This is a genomic window from Alicyclobacillus dauci, from assembly GCF_026651605.1.
Classification (GTDB): Bacteria; Bacillota; Bacilli; order Alicyclobacillales; family Alicyclobacillaceae; genus Alicyclobacillus; species Alicyclobacillus dauci.
This window is the reverse complement of record NZ_CP104064.1, coordinates 4,246,652-4,267,267: the sequence shown is the minus strand read 5'-3', so window position 1 is coordinate 4,267,267 and position 20,616 is coordinate 4,246,652. Positions and strand designations below refer to the sequence as shown.

Genomic DNA, 20,616 nt, shown 5'->3' with positions numbered 1-20,616 from the left:
AGCGGGTGCGCGGTTTTGTGGGCGTGTATTCGTGGGGGGCGGTGAGGGTTGCCCGGGCTTGGGCCTGCGACAAGGCCCCGGTATTCCCTTGTTCGCAACTTTCGCTTTGTCCAATCGCAAACAGAGCACCAGGAGACCTTTGTTTCCCGCTGTCCAAGTGTCAACTGCCCACAAAGGGCCAGATAAGACCACCACGTTCCGCTAGTGACTCTCATACGATAAAGTCGACTTCATAAGGGCCTGTGGTTCTCCAATAGCAAGCATCCCGAACTAACCTCATATCCCTGGAGTATCTTTACTTCCTCTTACTCAGCAATCTCCTACTCATTTTCTCCTCACCTTACATTTCCGACGTGGGTAAACGCCAGTGTTGCCTTCCCCTCAACGGCGCCCCTGCTGGACTCCCTAAAATGTCTACCCTACTTAAACCGACAGCTTACGTTGACGTTCATTTTCTGGGAGCGTAGACTTGTTTGAGTGCAAACTCGGATTTTCCATGAAAGGTGTGCGTAGGTATGGCTGGTATTGAGTTGGATATGGAGAAGACCGCGCTGGTGGTCATTGATATGCAGAAGGGGATTTTGTCGCTGCCGTGTGCACCGTACAAGGCTACGGATGTACTGAAGAAGACAGTGGAGTTGGCGAATGCGTTTCGTTCAAAGGGCGGATTTGTGGTTCTGGTCAATGTGGACTCTCATGACGGTCGGGATATGTTGCAACCGGTGACGGACACCCCGACGCAGGCGAGCACGGGGGAACGACCAAGGGATTGGAGTGTCATTGCGCCGGAACTTGGGCCGAAGTCCTCTGATTTGTGTGTTACGAAGCGGCAGTGGGGGGCATTTTTCGGGACGGAATTAGATCTTCAACTGCGCAGGCGTGGGGTGGATACGATTGTGCTTTGTGGGATCGCGACGGACATTGGCGTGGAAACGACTGCCCGCGAAGCCTATCAATTGGGGTATCAACAAGTCTTTGTAGAGGATGCAATGACGGCTTTATCCGAAGAGCAGCATAGGCATCCGCTGAAATATTTGATGCCGCGGATGGGCCGGGTGCGGTCTACGGACGAGATCGTGTCAAGTTTAACGCTGTAAGTACAGCAGGAGTGACCAGGTGAAGATGGCTAGTCAAGAATTGACTGTTGAAATGGTGGTTCAGCGCTTGGGGATAACGCCTCGGACGCTACATTACTATGAGGAAGTCGGACTGATTTCCCCCGTTCGCAGGACGAGCGGGGGACATCGTCTGTATGACGACAGGACGGTCGCACAACTCGAACAAATTATGCGGCTGAAGGAGACGCTGGGTTACTCGCTGCAAGAGATCAAACAAGTTCTCAGCGTCGAGGAAGCAATGGATTCATACCGACAGGACTTGGGCGGGAACTTGACCGTTGAGGAACGCAGGAAGATTCTTGAGAGTTCCGTGCAGATGTTGGGTGATTTAGTGCGGCAAATAGACACGAAAGTTGGGCGCCTGGTGCAGATGAAGGATGCGTATCAGGTGCGGATCGTACGGGCCCAGGAAATGATTCAAGAGTTACAGGATGATCCGTGACAGCGAATTATGGGGCTCGTTTGATGCATTCCGACCCGTGTCTATCAACGAGAGACGGCATGACAGATTGTGTACTGGAAAGTGGGAGATGAAATGGGACAGCAGGCATTGCGACAGTCCCATTACAAATGGATTGCCTTGACGAACACAACGTTGGGTGTGCTCATGGCGTCCATCAATGGGACAATTCTGATTATTGCGCTACCTGTCATCTTTGCGGGTTTGCATGTAGACCCACTGCAGGGTGGGCAGACGGGCCTTCTATTGTGGGTTCTGTTGGGCTTTAATGTTGCTACGACCGTTTTGTTGGTCACATTCGGCAGGCTGTCGGATATGTTTGGACGTGTGAAGCTGTACAATTTCGGATTTCTTGTCTTCACCATCGGATCGGTTCTTTGCTCGCTGACTTGGAGTAAGGGGACGAGTGGCGAGATCGAGCTGATTTTGTTTCGTGTTTTACAAGGTGTTGGCGGGGCATTTTTGTTTGCCAACAGTGCAGCGATTCTCACGGATGCCTTTCCCGAGAATCAACGTGGGTTGGCACTCGGCCTCAATCAGATTGCTTCCGTCGGCGGCAGCGTTGTAGGGCTTGTGATTGGAGGTCTATTGGCTGCAACGGGGGATTGGCGGTTTATATTTCTCGTCAATGTTCCTGTTGGTCTTTTTGGAACCATTTGGGGATTTTTTGCTTTGAAAGAAGTTGCGCGCCAATCCACACATCAGCGGATGGATTTAGCGGGAAACCTTACTTTGGGCCTTGGTATTTTGGGCATCATGCTTGGTTTGACTTACGGCATTATGCCCTACGGACACAGTACCATGGGGTGGGCCAATCCGATGGTACTCATAGGTCTTATCGGCGGCGCCCTGATGTTGTGTTTGTTTGTCCTGGTTGAATCTCGCGTCAAGCAGCCGTTGTTTCACCTCTCCTTGTTCAAGAGCCGCGCCTTTAGTGCGGGCAACATTGCTTCGTTCCTGTCCTCACTAGCACGGGGTGGACTTCAGTTTATGTTGATCATTTGGCTACAGGGAATTTATCTCCCATTGCACGGCGTGTCATATGAAAACACGCCACTGGTTGCCGGGCTCTACACGCTTCCGCAGAAGGTTGGTTTTCTGTTGGCCGGTCCCGTGAGCGGATATCTATCCGACAAATTTGGTGCTCGCATGTTCGCGACGGTGGGGCTATTGATCGCTGCATTTGGGTTCCTGCTCTTGATCACCCTCCCATCCAATTTCAATCACTGGCTGTTCTGGACATACATATTGGTAATTGGCGTGGGGATGGGACTCTTTTCGTCACCAAATAGTGCAGCCATCATGAATGCTGTGCCCTCGAAGTACAGGGGCGTTGCATCTGGCATGCGATCCACCTTCAACAATGCAGGTCAGATGATGAGTATGGGGCTGTTTTTCTCTATCGTCATTGCGGGTTTGGCTCAAACGTTGCCGAAAGCCATGTATAGCGGAATGGTAGAACACGACGTGCCTCAGCATGCGGCGAGCGTGATCGCGCAAACACCGCCCACAGCGTCACTCTTTGCGGCTTTATTGGGGTACAACCCATTGCAAAGTCTGCTCGGATCGGACGGATTGAATATTCTTCACACGCTGCCGAGGGACCAGGCAGAGGCACTTACGGGTAAGCAGTTCTTTCCGAATCTGATTTCGGGACCGTTTCATCACGGGCTTGCTTGGGCGTTCGTGATCTCTCTCATCATGCTCGTCATCGGGGCCATTGCCTCCATGCTGGGGGGTAAACAATTTGTCTACCGTGACGAGGAGATAAGGCCGGAAGTTTTAAAATGACATCAAAGCGATCACACAACTGATTTGTCGTGGCGTAAAGTGACAGTCTAGTTTTCATTCTCGATTTCGCCAAATTGCGACCAGCCTCAGCTGGAAAAACCATCGACGGTTTTTCCAGCTTGTTTTATATTAAGACAAGGAGTAATTAGCATAGTTCATATCAAATCGCGGATTTTTTGAAACAAATACGCGCCCTGATACGTCTACATCATCGACACCAACGGACAGCGGATTATGACAAATTTACAAGACGAGCACGCGAGCCTCACTCAATATGAGGGGGCAACAGGACGAGAGAGGGAACTGCATGAGGGGCAGATGTTTTACGGCAGCGGGCGCTTTGCTATGTATGACGTCGATTGTGGGTTGTGGTTCGATGACAGCTGCAAAACCCCAATCTGTCATTTCGACCACACCAACGCACACAACCAGTGTCACTCCTTCCAATGAGTCGCAGGGGAATGTAAGCAATGGAACGGCGACGACAAATAGCAGTACTTCAACGGAGAACAGCGCGGCAAACAACAGTTCGTCCAATTCAACCAACACGGCGACCGTAACGGTTGACTCGCCGCCTGCACAAGATGGCGCAGCGTGGACGGACCCGACGAACCTCCCGGGGATTTCGCATTGGGACATGGCAAACTACCATCAGATTTCGACCAACCGGATCGCGCCCGAAATCTACAGTGTGCCGGCGGGTGAGGTGGCCTTGACTATAGATGACGGACCATCACCCTATACGCGGCAGATTATTGATGTATTAAACAAGTACCACGCGCACGCGACATTCTTTGACATCGGAAACAACGTGAAGGCATACCCTGATGCGGTGAAATACGCGGTGGAGAGTGGTAACTTGGTCGAGGACCACACCATGTCGCATCCGAGTCTGTTCAATGTTTCCCCTCTGCAGCAACTGTCAGAGATTGATGATGATGCACATCTCATCGAGCAATTGACAGGTCATCCGGTGCGTCTGTTTCGGCCTCCATATGAGAATTTCAACAATGTCACCGAGCAGATTCTGAAGCGCGATGGAATGACTCTGGCACTGTGGAATCGTGATCCACGAGATTGGGCCGCCAAGAGTCCGAGTGAGATTGTCCACGGTGTGCTCGGCAACCAGCCGTCTGGCGGGGTTTTTGACTTGCACGACAAGCAAATGACACTACAGGCGCTACCACAAATTTTACAAGGGCTCGCAGCCATGCACTTGAAGATGGTCGTGTTGCCCACTCCTGCACTTGCTACAGGAAATACAGGAAGTACGGCCAGTGCGGGGAAATCGACTGGAGCGGGTGGTGGAGCAGCGACACGGACCCCATCGACGAACAGTACCAGTTCGAACTCCACTGGAGGGAAGTCAACGTCGAACAAGGGCAACGGGAATACGTCCAATGGAACCGTGCCGGCGAATACGGGGAACCGAACGGGATCGTCGAATTCCACCAGTACATCGAATGGCGTGATTGAAGGCCATACCAATGACACAGGAAACAGCGCGAGTCGTTCGGACACTAGTGGTTCGGGAACGTCGACAAACGGAAATTCGACAGGCCAAACTCCAACGAGTTCGGGTCAGAATTCAACGACGAATGACACGGGAAATGTGACGCACTGATTGTGGAACTGAGGGGTTTGGAGGGTTCGTATTTTGAAGTTAGTACTACTGAGTGGTGGGTCCGGAAAACGGCTTTGGCCCATGTCCAACGATATTCGGTCAAAACAGTTTTTGCGGGTCCTGCCCACGGACGGGGCAACTGCGCCTCAGTCCATGTTGCAGCGTGTATGGAAACAGATCGACCGCAGAGGCTTACAGAAGGATGCGTATGTCTGCGCTTCGAAGGCGCAATCGGAGATGATCTACGCCCAAGTGGGCAATGTGCCGCTCATTGAGGAGCCGAGTCGTCGCGATACGTTCCCGGCTATCGCCATGTCTGTCTTGTACTTATTGGACGTTGTGGGCATCGATGCAGATGAGCCTATCGCCATCTGTCCTGTCGATCACTTTGTCGACGATCACTACTTCACGGAGATTCAGACCCTCGGTACGCTCCTCACCAGCCACGGCATCGATCTCGCCTTGATGGGCGTGGAGCCGATGGAGCCCACGAGCAAATTTGGCTACATTGTTCCCGAGAACGCCAATCGGGGAGAAAATGTGCTCCACGTGCGGACGTTTGTCGAGAAGCCGGATCGAAATCGAGCGACAAAACTAATCGCAGAAGGTGCACTGTGGAACTGCGGTGTCTTTTGCTTCCGCGCGCGAACGATATACGATCTCCTCGCCAAACGGGGCTGGCCAACCTCGTACGAAGCTTGCGTGGCGCGTTTTGATGAGTTTCCGAAGCGTAGTTTTGATTATGAAGTTGTGGAACACATGACTTCCATTATCGTTCACCCTTACCGTGGTACTTGGAACGATCTCGGCACATGGGCCGCTCTTTCCGACCGCACAGTATCTCAAACAGTCGGAAAAGGCACTCTGTACGAGTGTGAGAATACCCATATCATCAACGAACTGGGTATACCTGTCGTCACCATGGGACTTCGAGACGCCATCGTTGTTGCCACGCCTGACGGAATCCTCGCCGCTGACAAGCGAGTGAGTGCGAATCTCAAGGACGTGGTCGGGACGCTGCAAAATCGACCTATGTATGAAGAGCGAATTTGGGGCTCGTACCGGGTGCTCGACTACCAGAAGCTGGACGACGGAACAGAAGTCCTCACGAAAACCATTGAGCTATTACCGGGGAAGAATATCAGCTATCAGAAGCACATGATGCGCGGTGAAGTTTGGACTGTCATCGATGGCCACGGTGAAGTCATCTTGGGAACGGACCGATTTGCTGTGGGACCTGGAGATGTCGTCCGCGTCAAGGCGAACGAATGGCACGCGATTCGTACCGAAGTGGGGCTCAAGTTTATCGAAGTTCAGCGTGGAAGCGAACTGGTTGAAGAGGATATTGCGCGGAAATATCTCAGTTGGGATGAACTAGAAGACGCGCTGGCGTCTGGACTGTTGTTGAAAGATGGATCCAGCCGGAACCGGGGCGAATAACGCACTGGCTGTGACGCCGGGACAGCCGCGTCGACTAGTGCCAAGCATAGGCTTGTCCGCCGCCTTGCTTCGCCACGTACATGGCAGTGTCGGCGGCGCGAAGCAGTGCGTCGTAACTTGTACCGTCCTTGGGAAATAAGGACAAACCAATGCTGAGCTTCACACGAACATCCGTTGAACCAACACGAATTGGATCCTGAAATGATGCCAAGAGCGATTTGGCCAATTCTTCAGCATCCTCGATGTTGGTTCTTTGTCTTGTGATGCTAAATTCGTCGCCAGCGAGGCGACCGAGGATGTCACGTGACGGATCAATACAAGTTCGCAACCTCAGGGCCATCTCGTGCAATGCATCGTCGCCAGCCTCATGACCATATGAGTCGTTGATGGACTTGAAACCGTCTAAGTCCATAAAGAATATGACGACCATTTGCTGGCTTTCCATCGACTCGGACAGGGCGGTAATCGTTCGTTCGCGCAGTAAACGACGATTGGGTAGTTCAGTTAGCGGATCGTAATAGGCTAAGTGCTCAAGTGTGCGAATGTTCTTCTTTTTTTCCGTGATGTCTTGCACCAATGACAACACCGCTGGAGCACCGTCATACATCATGGAGATACTTGTGATTTCCACGTCAATGGGTTCGCCGGTTCGAGAAACAAGGGTCGCCTCGACGGTAGGAAGGGAGTCGCCCTTGGACAAACGTTCAATTCGCGTGCCGATGACGTTATGGGATGACGGAGTGAAGAAATCCATAATGTTCGCACCGCGTAGTGTAGCTACACCGAGTCGCTTTGCAGCGATTGGATTAGCATAGGTGATGCGAAAGTTCCGGTGGACGATGATGGGTATCGGGCATGACTCCACAAGTCGCTGGTAAGCTCGTTCGCTACCTTGAAGGAGACTTTCAACGGTCGTGTCTTCGCGCATCGCCGCTTGAATGGACCATTGCGACGGATATGTGCAAACCAGGTGCGTGTATGCCCCTGTTTCGGCCTGGATGGGGACAATCTTCAAGGTGATCGTGTGTGTGCCGTACGGGAGGCCGATATGTACGGAAAGTCCAGTTGATTCAGCTTTCCGAACGGCTTGGTGGACGACTTCACGTTGGGATGACAATTCTGCTAGACCGAGAACGGATCGCCAATTTCGACCATGTGCCTTGGCAAGTCTTGGCTCCCTCTCAGTCGCCGACGTGTTGATATGCGCCACGATCCAATCCTTCGCTTCACGCCTCAGCAGAATCACGGCATCTGTTGTGGAATCGACCGTCTGAATGACTGCCCGTTCCAGGATGCTCATAGCTCTTTCCCCCATACCCTTACATTCCTTTCAACTCAACTTTGGGTGAACGCGAGGCGCACGAGGGCCGAGGAGCATGACAAGGAGGAGCGCCGACCGTTAATCACGCCAATGCGAAGACGTAGTTGTTCGCAGAGGGAATCTGCACAGTACATTCACAGTGCTCTTCTTCGAAAAAGGTTACGTACCTATACTACTGTAAAATGGGACAGACCAAAAGTGCCCGCATCCCACACTTTACGGGTGGTTCACGGGCACTTGTCCACTTGCGTGTAGGATGACGCTGAAGACGCTTAGCGTTTTGGTTCGTACGGGATGCCGTCAGCGGCAGGTGGATTGGAACGCCCCACAAGTCCAGCGAGTGCGAGAATGGTCAGTGCATAAGGGATCATCTGCAGGATGTTCGACGATATACCCTGGCCCTGAAGAGCGATGCCGAGGGCTGTGGAGAAGCCGAACAGCAGAGCCGCGCCGAATGAACCAAATGGGGTCCACTTGCCGAAAATCATAGCCGCCAAGGCGATATAACCACGCCCGTTGGTCATGTTCACGGAGAAGCTATTGAGTACGCCGATGGATAAGTAAGCACCACCCAGTGCAGACAACAGGCCACCGATGATGACGCCTGTATAGCGTAGGCGCCACACGTTCACGCCGACCGTATCGGCAGCGAGTGGATGTTCACCGACGGATCGCATCCGCAAGCCGAGGCGTGTGTGGAACAGGAACCAGTGCGACAAGATGACCAGGAGGATCATGATATACACGAGAATGCTCTGGTTCTCGAAAATTTTCCCGACGAACGGAATTTGATCGATTCCCGGGATGCTCTTCACATTCGGGAGTTTCGGTGTCGTTGTCGGCGTGCCGCTGAACCCGAATACGGTGTCGAGCAAGAAGGCTGTGAGGCCGGCTGCAAAGATGTTCACGGCCATGCCGAGGACAACTTGATCAGCGGATACACGAATGGCGCCCCAGGCGAAAGCCGCAGAGACGAGGCCGCCGATAATCAGTGCCATGAGCAGGCCGATCCACGCGTTGCCTGTCCAATATGAGAATGCGACGCCGAAAAATGCGCCGATCAGCATAATGCCTTCCATAGCGATGTTCACGACACCGGTTCGCTCAGAGAATGTTCCGCCGATGGCCGGCAGAGCCAAGGGAACAGCCATGGATAGGGTGGAAGCCCATAGTTCCGGATTTGCCAAGATGGTCAAGATTCACAACTCCCGAAATCAGGATGTAAGCGCGCCGGACCGAAGAGACCTGCGTCGCCGGTACCACTGAATGATTTGAGGAATAATGCGCTCGCATGCAACAAAGAAGATGATGAGACCGGTCAGGACGTCAGTTAGAGCTGCCGGCACCTGCGAAACAATTTGCATGTTTTGGCCGCCCGTCGTAAGCGCCCCAAAGAAGAGTCCTGCCAGAAGAACGCCAAACGGATTGTTTCGAGCGAGAAGTGCCACAACGATGGCCGTGTAGCCGTATTCAGATGAGAATCCGTCGAGGAGTCGGTGATCGACGCCGAGCATTTGGACGGACCCTGCGAGCCCTGCAAATAGTCCTGACAAGCACAGTGCAAGCACGATAAACAGTTTCACTTTGATGCCCGCGTATTTAGCGGCGCGGTGGCTCAGACCCACTGTTCGCAGTTGGTAACCGGTGGTCGTCTTGTACAGCAGGAACCACGTTGCCACTGCAGCAAGTATGGTGATGGCGACGGCCACAAGTGACAATTGAGACTGCTGAAGGACTTGTGAGAAATATGGAAGCTGTGTATTTTGCGCGATCGGAGGGGACTGTGGGTTGTATCCCTTTTGTTGCATGGGCCCACCTTCGATCAGATAGCGTGCCAGTAATATGCCGATGTAGCTCATCATCATGGTGGTGATGACTTCGTGCGATCCCACAAAAGCCTTTGTCAGCCCAGGGATAATGCCGCCCCACAACGCACCAACGACCATTCCCACGATGATGCACAAAATGATGTGAAGCCACCCAGGCAAAGTAGTGAAGTGGTAGCCGACCCAGACGGCTGCGGCCGAACCGACCCAGTACTGCCCATCTGCTCCGATGTTGAACAGGCCGGACTGAAACGCGATGGCGATGCCTAGACCACAGAGGATGAGTGGGATGCTGGCTGTAATGGTATTGCCGATGTTGATCACGCTGCCAAACGCACCTGAGACAAGTGAGCCGTATACGACAAACGGGTTGTAGCCCATGGCCGATACGAGAATGCCGCCAATGATGATGGCCAGCAGGGATGCCAAAATGGGTGACAGAATGATACGGAATGCTTTCAACTGGACGTCACCTCCGCATGCGTACGCGTTCCGGTCATCAACAGGCCAATCTGTTCCCGGGTCGCTTGCTCCCCTGGGATGATATCGATAATCCGCCCATCGTGAATGACAGCGATCCGATCCGACAGACTGAGAATCTCGTCTAATTCCAGCGACACAAGCAACACACCTTTGCCCTCGTCGCGAAGACGGATGAGCTGACGATGGATGCCTTCGATGGCGCCGACGTCAAGGCCGCGAGTCGGCTGTGAAGCGATTAACATCAACGGATCGCGAGATACCTCACGCGCCAAAATAACTTTCTGCTGGTTACCACCGGACAGCTCCGAGGCTTTGCGCGCGGGATCAGGTGGGCGGACGTCAAACTCGCCAATGAGCCGCTTTGTGTACTCGGTCGCCGAACCGTGCTGGATGATACCCCGGCGCGAGTAAGGTTGCTTGCGGAAGTCGCGGAGAATGGTGTTCTCGACGAGATCGAAATTGAGGACAAGTCCATCCGCTTGACGATCCTGCGGAACATAAGCGATTCCAGCTTCTGTTCGAGCCGCTGGCGATACCCCTGTAATGTTCTTTCCGTCAAACACAATTTCTCCGCTGTCAGGTTTTAACAGACCCGCTATGGCGTCGGCGAATTCAAACTGCCCATTTCCATCGATACCGGCCAAACCAAGAATTTCCCCGCGTCGTAGTTCCAGGGAAATGCCTTTAACCCGGACGTGCTTCGCACTGTCGCGAACCGTTAGGTCCTTGACTTGGAGGATCGGTTCGCCTGGTCGAGCTTCGCTCTTTTCGACCCGAAGGACGACGGCGCGGCCGACCATCATGTTAGCCAGGTCTTGTGGTGTTGCATCCTTCGTTTCAACGGTATCGACGGTCTTTCCGGCCCGCATGACGGTGACTCGGTCGCTGATTTCCTTGACCTCGTCCAACTTGTGGCTGATGAACAGCACGGGTGTTCCCTCAGCTTGCAGGCTGCGGACGATCGTGAATAACTCCCTGGTTTCCTGTGGTGTTAACAGGGCCGTTGGCTCATCCAAGATAATCAGGCGTGCCTTTCTGTAAAACGCCTTCAAAATTTCCACCCGCTGCTGTAACCCGACGGACAGCTGGGAGACTTTTGCGGTTGGATCAATGGCGAGACCGTACCGTTCAGACAATTCTCGAACCCGTCGCACAGCCTCGCGTCGATTGTAATTGACTCCCCCGGGTTCGTCGCCAAGTACGACATTTTCGGCTACTGTCAAAGCGGGTATGAGCATGAAGTGCTGGTGGACCATGCCGATCCCAGCTTGAATGGCCTCACGCGGACTGCGAAAATGAACGGCTTCACCTGCCAAACGGATTTCCCCAGACGTGGGTTCCAAGAGCCCGTAGATCATTTTCATCAATGTTGACTTACCTGCACCATTTTCACCCAAAATGGCATGAACTTCGCCGCTTTTAACTGACAAATTGACGCCGTCGTTGGCCTTCACACCGGGGAACCACTTCTTCAGGTCAATGACTTCTAGGAAGTTGTCCAAAGTGTCCGCTTACCCCCTCTGCCACAATGAAACAGGGTGGGGGCGGTTTCCTCTCGGTTGGTCGCCGCGACCCACCCCATCATGTGACTGCTCTCGACTATTGTTGAACCGTTGTGGAGACTTGGATCTTGCCACTGATGATATCTTGCTTGAGTTGATTGACTTTGTCGACCACGTCTTGCGGTACACCGCTCATTGACGGCGCGATGCCAACACCGTTGCCTTCCAAACCGAAAGTTTGGACGCCGCTCTTGAACGTACCAGCCTGGACATTCTTGATGGTGTCAAACACGGAGGTATCGACACCCTTCATTGCGCTGGTGATGACGCTGTTGGGTGCAAGGTACTTTTGGTCAGTATCTACGCCGATAGCGTAAATATTTGCCGTCTTGACTGCGTTGATTGCACCGATTCCACAACCGCCCGCAACTGGGAAGATGATGTCAGCACCACTGGACATCTCGTTCTGAGCATATTGGCTTCCCAATGATTGGTCCGTAAAGCTGTTTGTATATTTGAGAAGAACACTACCGCTCGGATCTTCCTTCTTAAAGCCCTGCTGGAAGCCAGCGATGTACGTATCGACAGGCGGAATTTTCTGTCCGCCAATGACACCGACAACATTTTTGCTGTTCAAGTTCGGCAGTGCTTTACCTGTTTCAAGCAGTCCAGCCATCGCGCCAGCAAGGTATCCTGCCTGTTCCGATTTGAAAATCGCGCAGGTCACATTCGGACGATCCGTAATGGAGTCATCAATAATGAGGAACTGCGTCTTCGGATATTGTTGTGCGACTTGTTCAACCGCGTCGTGCATCAAGAAGCCTACAGCGATGACCAGGTTGTATCCGCTTTGAGCAAAGTGGCTCAAGTTCGGAACGTAGTCGGACTCCGATTTGGACTCGACTACACCCGCGGTTACTCCGAGTTGCTGTTGTGCATTCTTAAGACCCACATCCGCAAGGTGGTTAAAGCTGTTATCGTTGAGACCGCCAGTATCCGTGACAAGACCGACTTTAATGGTATTGCCCGTCTTCGATCCGGTCGTACCCGACGTTGCATTGTTACTCGCTGCGTTCCCTTGTCCTCCCGACGTTGAAGCGCCGCATCCTGCCGTCAATACGGTCAGGGCAATTGCAGCAGCAGCTGTGGCCAGCAGTTTCTTTTTCATGTGATGACCCCCTAAGAAAATAAAGGTGCAATTTATCAGTTGACCAACTATGTGTTCATAAACCGGACTGATGATTCGACAAAGATACCCACGATTCCTACCGTTTCGCTAATCAAATTTCATAAAAGTCCGTGCCTGAGGTGGAATAAATGAATCAGCCCTCCATATTGTCCCCAGTTTGTAATTTTTACGCTTCTACTTTGATAGATGACGCGCGTTTTTGAGCATGCACGTGGAATGTGAATAAATGTGTCGCCTTCTCGCGATCTCGCCGGACCATGGTACTGGCATTCGCGTTTCCATGGAGGTTTGATGTATAGAAATACGTTCCCTGCACACAATTTCGTAGGTAAATGTAGGAAGGAGCGACCAAATGAAGGGTGTCACAGTGGCAGCGGCTCTCATCAGCACCTTACTGGGCTCATTTGTGACTTCGTTTTGGCTAGGGCCACGTGTACATGCTGATGATGTTCCTTTTCCTGGAACATGGCATCAAATTCGCGCGGTCGCGATCGCGACGGGGCTACACCACGTATATCTTCCTCAACACTTGAGTGAGGACGACGTATTAACAATCGCGACTTCCGAGCAGCCAGGAGAGGTGACGCTACAGTATGATGAATTTCTCCTGAGGGAGTCCAAAACCCCGTTGCCAATCGATCAACATGACATTGTCTCCGTGAGGCGGGTTAACGTCGGATCGAACCAATCCACGGGGAAGTGGTACACGTTTCACGGTGCTAACGGAGTAGGACACGCGCTCGTCACAAAGCAAGGGGATCTATGGATGGAACTGATCCCTAGGGCGATGGACGACAGCTGGAACGAGACGGCCGCATTGCACATCATCGGATCGTTGATGAAGCTGGACTTCAGTGCTTGAAAAAGCAGCCCAGTCGATCGTACAATTCATCGACTCCGCCAAAGGCGAACTGCAAGGATTCCAATTCCCCATCAACAATGTACGCAAGTGCTGGAACACTTTTAACCTGCCACTGTTGCAAAACTGAAGAAGCGAAGTTTGCATCCACCGAGTAAATCACCAACTCGGGCAGCGTTTCATCGACAATCTCCAACATCCGTCTAGCCAACTTACACGTTCCGCAAAGCGGGGTATAGAAGAACACGGCGAAGCGGCTTCCCAGCGTCAGTAGCTCGTCGGTTCGAAGCGAATCAATGGGTTTAATCACGGCAAAATCCTCCTGTCATCCTTCTCAGGCCCAGGTTCACGGTCTTAGACGACTATCCATATCTGCATCATGCCCAACTGCATTGTATGGGAGTGTGCCATGAATGCACAAACCTACGAGGAGGGATTTCGATGTACGGCGTTTTTGGCGGTTACACTCGTTGGGCGGTTGTGTTTCTGATCATCTTCGTTCTCTTCTTCCTGCTCGTCCCCGGCTACACAGGAACCACCACAACCTGCACAACCACACCGGTTTACTAATCACATACCGCTCAAGAGTGGCCCACAGGTGGGGCCACTCTGTTACTTGACGCGGATGGGGGGGCGGATGCGGATGCGGGGGCTGGGTGCGGGTGCACTAGGGTACCGGTGTTCCCTTGTTGGTGACTTTGCACCCACACAAACGCGAACAACGTACCAGAAGGCCGTAGTTGCCTCTGATCAGCCTTCGCTGTAGGTCGAAATGGCCAAATAGAGGAACGGCGTTCCGCTACCCTTGTTTCGACACGGACCTGCGCTCGATAACGGCCTGCGATCCCTCTATCCACGTTGCGGCGGAACGTGTGCGCGTGAGCCGGGAGCCGACTGCGGGAAGCGAGCTGGGGTGCGGGGTGCTGCCGACACGGGGCCCGGTGCACTAGGGTACCGGTGTTCCCTTGTTGGTGACTTTGCACCCATACAGGCGCGAACAACGTACCAGAAGGCCGTAGTTGCCTCTGATCAGCCTTCGCTGTAGGTCGAAATGGCCAAATAAAGGAACGGCGTTCCGCTAACCCTGCTGCAACACGCACCTGTGGTCGATAACGACCTGCCAATCCCCTATCCACGTGCGGTAGATCGCGTGCCCGTGCACGTGCCGTCTGGACCGTGGTGCGTGCCTGCTCTGGCCTGCGATTCACCGCCTCTGCATCCCGGCTCCGGTACACCCCGAAGCAAGGTCTCATGGACACCATATTTCGACTTGCTATATGTCTTGAAAAGCCTCCCCCATAATAGCCGAGTTCCGCCGCCGTAAAGAGCGCGTTCCCAGTGTCTCGGCCATGTCCCCGAAGTTATCGCCATGAATCAACGACGTTGGGACGAGCTTTTAGCTCCTCCCGTCAAATCGCCAAAAGAAGACATGCTGCCTCCGCTACAGCGAAGCGAAGGCCTTCTCCTGTAACCATATGAGCGTGATAATGGGCTGTTTCACACATGCATTTGAAATGATGTGTAAACAGCCCATCTAGCGTGTACTAAAACATAATCGGCCCACGACGACTGGTGCCAGTGCCGGTGGACGGCGTGCCCAGAGCTCTCGGCGAGTAGTATGACGGGGCCCCGGGGTGACTACCGGCATGCGGGGCGACTTGACCAGGAACATACCTGTAACCGAATCCACGCACTGCTCCGTGGTCGTAACCTGGTACCCCGTACCCGCCGTACCCACCATACGGGCGTGTACCAGCGGCACCACCTGAACCCAGTCCGAAGAGCAGGAAAAGCGGAAGAAAACAGGGAGTTGCGTCGACGTTTGTCCGACGATTCATACATCCTCCTCCTTTTGACACAGCATACGGCATGAGACTTCGTTTGCTTGGACGTTCACCCATAGAAACGACGACGTCGTGTTAAGGTATGGCGGACATGGTAAGATTGGTGTGCAGGAAAGTTTCCAAAACCTCATATGATCTAGTGTGACGACGTAACGGTTCTCATCTCATGGAAGGAAGTTGGACGCTATGCATACACGATCGACTTCGCGCAAGGTGATTATCGTCGAAGGAAAAACGGACAAAGCACGCATTTTACGGGTTCTCCGTGAAGAGGTCGAGGTGGTATGCACGAAAGGAACACTCAGCTACGAACAGGTGGAGAACGAAATTGTTCCACTGCAGCAGGATGAGGTTTACATCTTGGTTGACGCTGATGCTGCCGGGAATCGGTTGCGTAAACAACTGAAACATGAATTGCCGAATGCTAGAGACTTGTACACCCGCAAGTCGTACGCAGAAGTCGCTCGAACGCCGCTTGAATACCTCGCTAAAATATTATCTGATGCGCATTTTGAGATCGACGATAGGCTCCTCACGGTAGGTGTTCGCAGTCCAAAGCATACGGCTCATTCGTATTGATAGTTAGAACTAAGGTGTATGCACCGGGTTGGTAGGCCCGGCCAGTTTGGGGCATGATATAAAGACATCTGAGGAAGACGCCCGTCAGTATGGACCTACAAATGAATGCAATTTTGTCAGCCAGTTCACAGGGACTGGCTGCTTGTGTATATTGGGACACGTTGGAGGTGGTGTTTTGAGTCGTTACTTGGAGAAAACGCTACGCGAGAACCTGCGCCGGGAGTTGCAGGCTGCAAAACTATATGAAGCTGCAGCGAAACGTGAGCAGGACAGTCGGCGTCGTGGAATTTTACATAAGCTTGCCGATGTCGAACGTCGGCACGCAAAGATGTGGGAAGAGAAACTTGCCGAACTTGGTGTGCAGTCAAATGTGGATATTGCCATTCCCGAGGTGCCGGCGTCAAAAAACTTAACTGAACTATTGGATGACATTGAGCGCATTGAACAGGGAAATGACGCCTGGTACCAGTCGCAGCGTAACGTGATCGACGAGCCAGAGTACATCGCCATTTACGATCAGATCGACGCCGACGAAAAGTCCCACGGCGACATCGCCACACAGTTGGCGGAACCGGACACGAGCCACCCGAAGCGTCGCTTGAACCGCCTATGGAATGCCGAGCGTTGGCACAAGACAAGCACGGGTGGTTGGCTGGGCGATGCTATCTACGGTGTTAACGACGGGCTTGGCGCTCTGTTCGGCATTATTGCGGGTGTCGCCGGATATACGAAGGCGGACCAAACCATTCTAGTGAGCGGCATGTTCGGGGCACTGGCCAGCACGCTATCAATGGGCGCGGGTGCCTGGCTTGCGACGAAGTCGGAGAATGAGCTCATGGACGCTGAATTGCATTCGGAGCGGAGGGAGATCCAAGAGGATCCTGAACACGAGATGGAAGAACTCGCCCTATTGTACGAGCTCAAGGGATTTTCGACCGAGGAGGCGACGAAAATCGCGTCGCAAATTGCCTCTGATCCAGACCAGTTTCTGAAAACCATGGCGCAAGAGGAATTGGGCATCCATGAAACTGGCCGGGGAAACCCATGGAGTTCCGCGATTTTCGGTGGGATTTCAACATTGGTCGGTGCCGTCATCCCGTTGATCCCCTTCTTCTTTCTGCACGGTGCACCGGCGCTTATCACTGCGGCCATTGTGAGCATTGTCGCTCACTTCGTCGTTGGGGCGCTGAAGAGCAAGATGACCGTGCGCAGCTGGTGGACGAGCGGCTTGGAAATGACTCTTGTTGGCGTGATTGTCGGTGGTGCATCGTATCTCCTCGGTGAACTGGGCAGTATGTTGCTCGGGTGATCGGAAGGTGGACGGCGACGAGCGGGTCGTGGGTAATGGTGCTTGCTCAGCGTGCGGCAGGTGGACGAGTTGGCCTCGGCCTCACGAGACAGTAAAAGATGGACCGAGCTTCGTCACTCAGTCCATCTCCCCAGAAAGCCTTGTATTCCCGTTCCGTGCGCCTAGCCGTGAAGTTGAATCAGTTTTGCTGCGTGATAATTTCCGGCCCGTCGTCCGTGATCACGAGCGTATGCTCGTACTGTATACTGAGGCTTCCGTCAGCTGTGCGGGCCGTCCAGCCGTCCTCATCCAACTTACACTCATACGATCCGACGTTGACCATCGGCTCAATCGTGAATGCCATGCCCTTCTTAATTCTCGGACCACGGTGTGGTGGGCCGTAGTGCAGGACTTCCGGACTTTCGTGCATCTGGCGGCCAATGCCGTGTCCGATATAGTCGCGCACAACTGAGAACCCTTCTGATTCGACGTACGTCTGGATGGCATGACCGATGTCCGAGATCTGGTTGCCAACCACAGACACTTCGATGCCTTTGTACAGGGCCCTTTCCGTAACCTCGAGGAGTTTTTTGGCTGTGTCGCTGATTTCGCCGACAGCATAACTCCAGGCCGAATCCGCGTGAAGACCCTTATGCAGGGCGACCATATCGACTGTGATAATGTCTCCTTCTTGCAGGACCTGATCACTCGGAAAACCGTGACACACGACATCGTTGACTGACGTGCAGGCTGCAAACGGGTACCCCCGGTAACCTTTTTGCGCGGGTTCCATGTTGTATTTCGTGATAAAGTTTTCGACAAACTCATCGATTGCCAGCGTTGTGATACCAGGCCGCACGAAATCGCGCAAAGCCTCGTGGCATCCAGCGACGACGCGGCCAGCTTCCTTCATCAGGCTGATTTCGTGCCTACTCTTTAAAACGATCACGATGGTAGAGCCTCCAATTCGAATCCTTATAACCCACTTGTGGTTGGGGCGTTATAGTTCTGTGTGGAGAGAAAAATGATGCCAATGATGACGCCTACGACGAAAATTCCAATGAGTTTCTTGTTGCTGAGCGGTTTCGCATTTGGACGAATGCGTATTAAAAGTGTGAACAGACACCCAGTTACGAGAATGAGTAAGATTTCAAGCAGCTTGTGCAAGCGTGATCCGCCTCTCTGGTTTTCTCTGACTGATTGTGCCACAAATCGCGACTGATTTCACGTCAAAGGAAACAATTATGAAAGGTGGACATGGTTTCGATAGAATACATGTAGCTTGTGAAAGGGGCCGGCAAATGATACTGGGCATGGGCAACGACGTGGTGGAAATCGAGCGGGTCGGGGCGGCGATTGGGCGGAATCGTGATCGATTCCTCAAGAAGATTTTGTCGGACCGGGAGTATCAACAGGCCGACGGTTATTCAGGTTCGCGCCTCGCAGAATTCACGGCGGGTCGTTTTGCTGCAAAAGAAGCGCTTGCCAAAGCCTTGGGGTGCGGAATTGGAAAGATGGGCATGGCGAATGTCACCATTCTTGTGGGTGAGCAGGGTTTGACCGTGGAGTGGGAGCCATCTGTTGGTTTGAACCGGGTAAAGAAAGGCGACGTCCTGCATGTGAGTATCAGTCACTCACTGCACGTAGCGTTTGCTGTGGCCATCTGGGAACGGCGGTAGCAGGCTGCAACTAACGTGAATTCTGGAGCTTGTCATGTTTGTACATATTGTTTGGACGACCCGAATATCCATATATCAATCCTCGAGGAGGGTACTGTGTGTATCTGGTCACGAGTGAACAAATGCGGTATTTCGATCACTACACCATCAAAACGCTCAAGGTTCCTGGCATTGTTCTAATGGACCATGCGGGGAAGGCTGTTGCAGAAGCTGTCGTAAAACGTCGAGCAAAACGGGTGGTCGTCGCTTGCGGTAAGGGCAACAACGGTGGAGATGGCTGGATTGCAGCTCGCTGGTTGCAACATGGAGGATGTTCGGTACATGTTGTAACGGTGGTCGACCCTGGAAACCTTGAGGGCGACGCCAAGCTGGCATTCGACATGGCTGGGGCCGCCAATGTTTCCTGGAACATCTATCAGCCAGGCGATCTCGGCGGATCGTCAATCGAGTTACTCGTTGACGCATTGCTTGGAACTGGCTGTACGAGACCGCTTGCCGGGGTGTACGAGCAGATAGTAGACGAGATGAACCACTCTGGTGTCCCCATTCTAGCCATCGATGTCCCGACGGGCATTGACGCATCAACAGGGGAAGTCAAGGGTTCTGCGATTCGTGCCAGCGAGACGATAGCCATGGCCTACGAGAAGCTAGGCACGGCTGTCACTCCTGGGGCTATCTATTCTGGGCACACGCACGTCGTAGATATTGGCATCAAAGCGCCGCTGCCGGAGGGAATGGCTTCATACGTTGATCCGAGCGAATTGCGTCAAAAGTGGGGCAGTCGCGACGCGTTGAGTCACAAGGGGACATTTGGCCGCTGCGGTATTTTTGTCGGCCACATGCAAGGTGCTGCCATCCTTGCTGCCGCTGGAGCAGCGAGGACTGGGGCGGGGCTCGTTGTGCTCGGAACTCGCGGATCGATATCCCTTGCCGTCCTTCCGGATTACGTTGTCCGTCAGGCGGAGTCGCCTGTGTCCGCACTGGAAGACTGTCAGTCTATTGTCGTCGGCCCCGGACTCGGAACAGATCTCGAACCACTCGTTGGTACTGCGTCAGTCGACGAGATGTTCTCATCAAAGCGCGGCGTGGTGGATGCGGATGGATTGAAGTTGCTCCGCGCGAGCAATGGGCTGCGCCGACTGAACGATGGTTGGGTACTGACACCGCATCCGAAGGAATGCGCCAATCTTCTTGGTTGGACGACAGAGCAGGTGCAAAGACAACGTCTGACGGCTGCAATGCAATTGGCGGAGCGCACCGGGGCGATCGTCCTGTTGAAGGGCTACCGAACCATCATTGCAACGCCCGCTGGGGAGATTCGCGTCAATCCAACGGGAAATGCGTCACTGGCCGTGGGTGGCAGCGGCGATGTGTTGGCTGGGGTCATCGGTAGTTTGATCGCGCAAGGGTTGAATGGTTTTGATGCTGCTTCACTCGGCGCGTGGATACATGGTCGCGCAGGGGAACTTGCGGGAGCGGCGCTAACGCCAATAAGTACGACTGCGTCGGATATCGTAGACTACATTTCCCGAGCAATAGTGACGTTTTTCGACGGAATAGGCGCACGGAATTGAGCGGTTAGGATGGTGTGTGTCGGAGAAAGGCGAGGTGGC

The 20,616-nt window shown here is 53.3% G+C and carries 21 protein-coding genes; 11 read left to right on the top strand and 10 right to left on the bottom strand.

Annotated features, from left to right (window positions below; genetic code table 11):
- Positions 1 to 515: 515 nt before the first annotated feature.
- From NZD86_RS21400 to NZD86_RS21380, 5 genes are all read left to right on the top strand, one after another.
- Entirely contained in the window at positions 516 to 1,097 is a 582-nt protein-coding gene (locus NZD86_RS21400) for a hydrolase (RefSeq protein WP_268044073.1), read from the top strand.
- A gap of 25 nt (positions 1,098 to 1,122) precedes the next feature.
- Complete coding sequence (locus NZD86_RS21395) at positions 1,123 to 1,560, top strand: helix-turn-helix domain-containing protein (RefSeq protein WP_268046995.1); 438 nt, start codon at positions 1,123 to 1,125, stop codon at positions 1,558 to 1,560.
- Positions 1,561 to 1,629: 69 nt separating this feature from the next.
- Positions 1,630 to 3,369 (top strand): MFS transporter, encoded by a 1,740-nt coding sequence (locus NZD86_RS21390; protein ID WP_268044072.1) that lies wholly within the window; start codon positions 1,630 to 1,632, stop codon positions 3,367 to 3,369.
- A 349-nt stretch (positions 3,370 to 3,718) separates the two neighbouring features.
- On the top strand, positions 3,719 to 4,993 hold the full coding sequence (locus NZD86_RS21385) for a polysaccharide deacetylase family protein (RefSeq protein ID WP_268044071.1): 1,275 nt from the start codon (positions 3,719 to 3,721) through the stop codon (positions 4,991 to 4,993).
- 33 nt (positions 4,994 to 5,026) lie between these two features.
- Complete coding sequence (locus NZD86_RS21380; protein ID WP_268044070.1) at positions 5,027 to 6,433, top strand: sugar phosphate nucleotidyltransferase; 1,407 nt, start codon at positions 5,027 to 5,029, stop codon at positions 6,431 to 6,433.
- Positions 6,434 to 6,467: 34 nt separating this feature from the next.
- On the opposite strand, the gene NZD86_RS21375 is transcribed toward NZD86_RS21380, so the two are convergent.
- The 5 genes from NZD86_RS21375 to NZD86_RS21355 all read right to left on the bottom strand — a co-directional run bounded on the left by NZD86_RS21375 (position 6,468) and on the right by NZD86_RS21355 (position 12,733).
- Positions 6,468 to 7,733 (bottom strand): sensor domain-containing diguanylate cyclase, encoded by a 1,266-nt coding sequence (locus tag NZD86_RS21375; RefSeq protein WP_268044069.1) that lies wholly within the window; start codon positions 7,731 to 7,733, stop codon positions 6,468 to 6,470.
- A gap of 293 nt (positions 7,734 to 8,026) precedes the next feature.
- Complete coding sequence (locus NZD86_RS21370; RefSeq protein WP_268044068.1) at positions 8,027 to 8,950, bottom strand: ABC transporter permease; 924 nt, start codon at positions 8,948 to 8,950, stop codon at positions 8,027 to 8,029.
- Positions 8,951 to 8,968: 18 nt separating this feature from the next.
- Positions 8,969 to 10,042, bottom strand: coding sequence for an ABC transporter permease (locus tag NZD86_RS21365; protein WP_268044067.1), 1,074 nt, complete (start codon positions 10,040 to 10,042; stop codon positions 8,969 to 8,971).
- Complete coding sequence (locus NZD86_RS21360) at positions 10,039 to 11,565, bottom strand: ABC transporter ATP-binding protein (protein ID WP_268044066.1); 1,527 nt, start codon at positions 11,563 to 11,565, stop codon at positions 10,039 to 10,041. Before NZD86_RS21360 ends, NZD86_RS21365 begins: the two co-directional genes overlap by 4 nt.
- A 97-nt stretch (positions 11,566 to 11,662) precedes the next feature.
- Positions 11,663 to 12,733 carry a BMP family lipoprotein gene (locus NZD86_RS21355; RefSeq protein WP_268044065.1) on the bottom strand — a complete coding sequence of 357 codons (1,071 nt, stop codon included), beginning with the start codon at positions 12,731 to 12,733 and terminating at the stop codon, positions 11,663 to 11,665.
- A gap of 373 nt (positions 12,734 to 13,106) precedes the next feature.
- Between NZD86_RS21355 and NZD86_RS21350 the strand changes: the two genes are divergently transcribed.
- Entirely contained in the window at positions 13,107 to 13,616 is a 510-nt protein-coding gene (locus NZD86_RS21350; RefSeq protein ID WP_268044064.1) for a hypothetical protein, read from the top strand.
- Here the strand turns inward: NZD86_RS21350 and NZD86_RS21345 are convergent.
- Positions 13,606 to 13,923 carry a thioredoxin family protein gene (locus NZD86_RS21345; protein WP_268044063.1) on the bottom strand — a complete coding sequence of 106 codons (318 nt, stop codon included), beginning with the start codon at positions 13,921 to 13,923 and terminating at the stop codon, positions 13,606 to 13,608. The genes NZD86_RS21350 and NZD86_RS21345 overlap by 11 nt on opposite strands.
- A 131-nt stretch (positions 13,924 to 14,054) precedes the next feature.
- On the opposite strand from NZD86_RS21345, the gene NZD86_RS21340 reads away from it, so the two are divergent.
- Positions 14,055 to 14,183 (top strand): hypothetical protein, encoded by a 129-nt coding sequence (locus tag NZD86_RS21340; protein WP_268044061.1) that lies wholly within the window; start codon positions 14,055 to 14,057, stop codon positions 14,181 to 14,183.
- An 11-nt stretch (positions 14,184 to 14,194) separates the two neighbouring features.
- Here the strand turns inward: NZD86_RS21340 and NZD86_RS21335 are convergent, their stop codons facing one another.
- Together NZD86_RS21335 and NZD86_RS21330 are read right to left on the bottom strand one after the other, a co-directional pair.
- On the bottom strand, positions 14,195 to 14,821 hold the full coding sequence (locus tag NZD86_RS21335) for a hypothetical protein (protein WP_268044060.1): 627 nt from the start codon (positions 14,819 to 14,821) through the stop codon (positions 14,195 to 14,197).
- A 336-nt stretch (positions 14,822 to 15,157) separates the two neighbouring features.
- On the bottom strand, positions 15,158 to 15,451 hold the full coding sequence (locus NZD86_RS21330) for a hypothetical protein (RefSeq protein WP_268044059.1): 294 nt from the start codon (positions 15,449 to 15,451) through the stop codon (positions 15,158 to 15,160).
- 192 nt (positions 15,452 to 15,643) lie between these two features.
- Here NZD86_RS21330 and NZD86_RS21325 point away from each other — a divergent pair, with 192 nt between their 5' ends.
- Complete coding sequence (locus NZD86_RS21325) at positions 15,644 to 16,036, top strand: toprim domain-containing protein (protein WP_268044058.1); 393 nt, start codon at positions 15,644 to 15,646, stop codon at positions 16,034 to 16,036.
- Positions 16,037 to 16,211: 175 nt separating this feature from the next.
- Complete coding sequence (locus NZD86_RS21320; RefSeq protein WP_268044057.1) at positions 16,212 to 17,345, top strand: VIT1/CCC1 transporter family protein; 1,134 nt, start codon at positions 16,212 to 16,214, stop codon at positions 17,343 to 17,345.
- Between the two features lie 178 nt (positions 17,346 to 17,523).
- On the opposite strand, the gene map is transcribed toward NZD86_RS21320, so the two are convergent.
- Positions 17,524 to 18,273: a type I methionyl aminopeptidase gene (gene map, locus NZD86_RS21315; protein WP_268044056.1), complete on the bottom strand. Its 750-nt coding sequence runs from the start codon at positions 18,271 to 18,273 to the stop codon at positions 17,524 to 17,526.
- A 26-nt stretch (positions 18,274 to 18,299) separates the two neighbouring features.
- The gene (locus NZD86_RS21310) at positions 18,300 to 18,491 is read right to left on the bottom strand and encodes a hypothetical protein (protein WP_268044054.1); all 192 of its coding nucleotides are present in this window, start codon (positions 18,489 to 18,491) and stop codon (positions 18,300 to 18,302) included.
- A gap of 134 nt (positions 18,492 to 18,625) precedes the next feature.
- On the opposite strand from NZD86_RS21310, the gene acpS reads away from it, so the two are divergent.
- Entirely contained in the window at positions 18,626 to 19,003 is a 378-nt protein-coding gene (acpS, locus tag NZD86_RS21305; RefSeq protein WP_268044052.1) for a holo-ACP synthase, read from the top strand.
- 98 nt (positions 19,004 to 19,101) lie between these two features.
- Positions 19,102 to 20,577: an NAD(P)H-hydrate dehydratase gene (locus tag NZD86_RS21300; protein ID WP_268044051.1), complete on the top strand. Its 1,476-nt coding sequence runs from the start codon at positions 19,102 to 19,104 to the stop codon at positions 20,575 to 20,577.
- Positions 20,578 to 20,616 lie beyond the last annotated feature (39 nt).

What these genes read in the sequence shown, in the direction of transcription:
- acpS (WP_268044052.1), top strand. Translation starts at nt 18,626, where the DNA reads ATGATACTGGGCATGGGCAACGACGTGGTGGAAATCGAGCGGGTCGGG.
- NZD86_RS21400 (WP_268044073.1), top strand. Translation starts at nt 516, where the DNA reads ATGGCTGGTATTGAGTTGGATATGGAGAAGACCGCGCTGGTGGTCATT.
- NZD86_RS21385 (WP_268044071.1), top strand. Translation starts at nt 3,719, where the DNA reads ATGACGTCGATTGTGGGTTGTGGTTCGATGACAGCTGCAAAACCCCAA.
- NZD86_RS21350 (WP_268044064.1), top strand. Translation starts at nt 13,107, where the DNA reads ATGAAGGGTGTCACAGTGGCAGCGGCTCTCATCAGCACCTTACTGGGC.
- NZD86_RS21325 (WP_268044058.1), top strand. Translation starts at nt 15,644, where the DNA reads ATGCATACACGATCGACTTCGCGCAAGGTGATTATCGTCGAAGGAAAA.
- NZD86_RS21395 (WP_268046995.1), top strand. Translation starts at nt 1,123, where the DNA reads ATGGCTAGTCAAGAATTGACTGTTGAAATGGTGGTTCAGCGCTTGGGG.
- NZD86_RS21340 (WP_268044061.1), top strand. Translation starts at nt 14,055, where the DNA reads ATGTACGGCGTTTTTGGCGGTTACACTCGTTGGGCGGTTGTGTTTCTG.
- NZD86_RS21375 (WP_268044069.1), bottom strand. Translation starts at nt 7,733, where the DNA reads ATGAGCATCCTGGAACGGGCAGTCATTCAGACGGTCGATTCCACAACA.
- NZD86_RS21355 (WP_268044065.1), bottom strand. Translation starts at nt 12,733, where the DNA reads ATGAAAAAGAAACTGCTGGCCACAGCTGCTGCTGCAATTGCCCTGACC.
- NZD86_RS21330 (WP_268044059.1), bottom strand. Translation starts at nt 15,451, where the DNA reads ATGAATCGTCGGACAAACGTCGACGCAACTCCCTGTTTTCTTCCGCTT.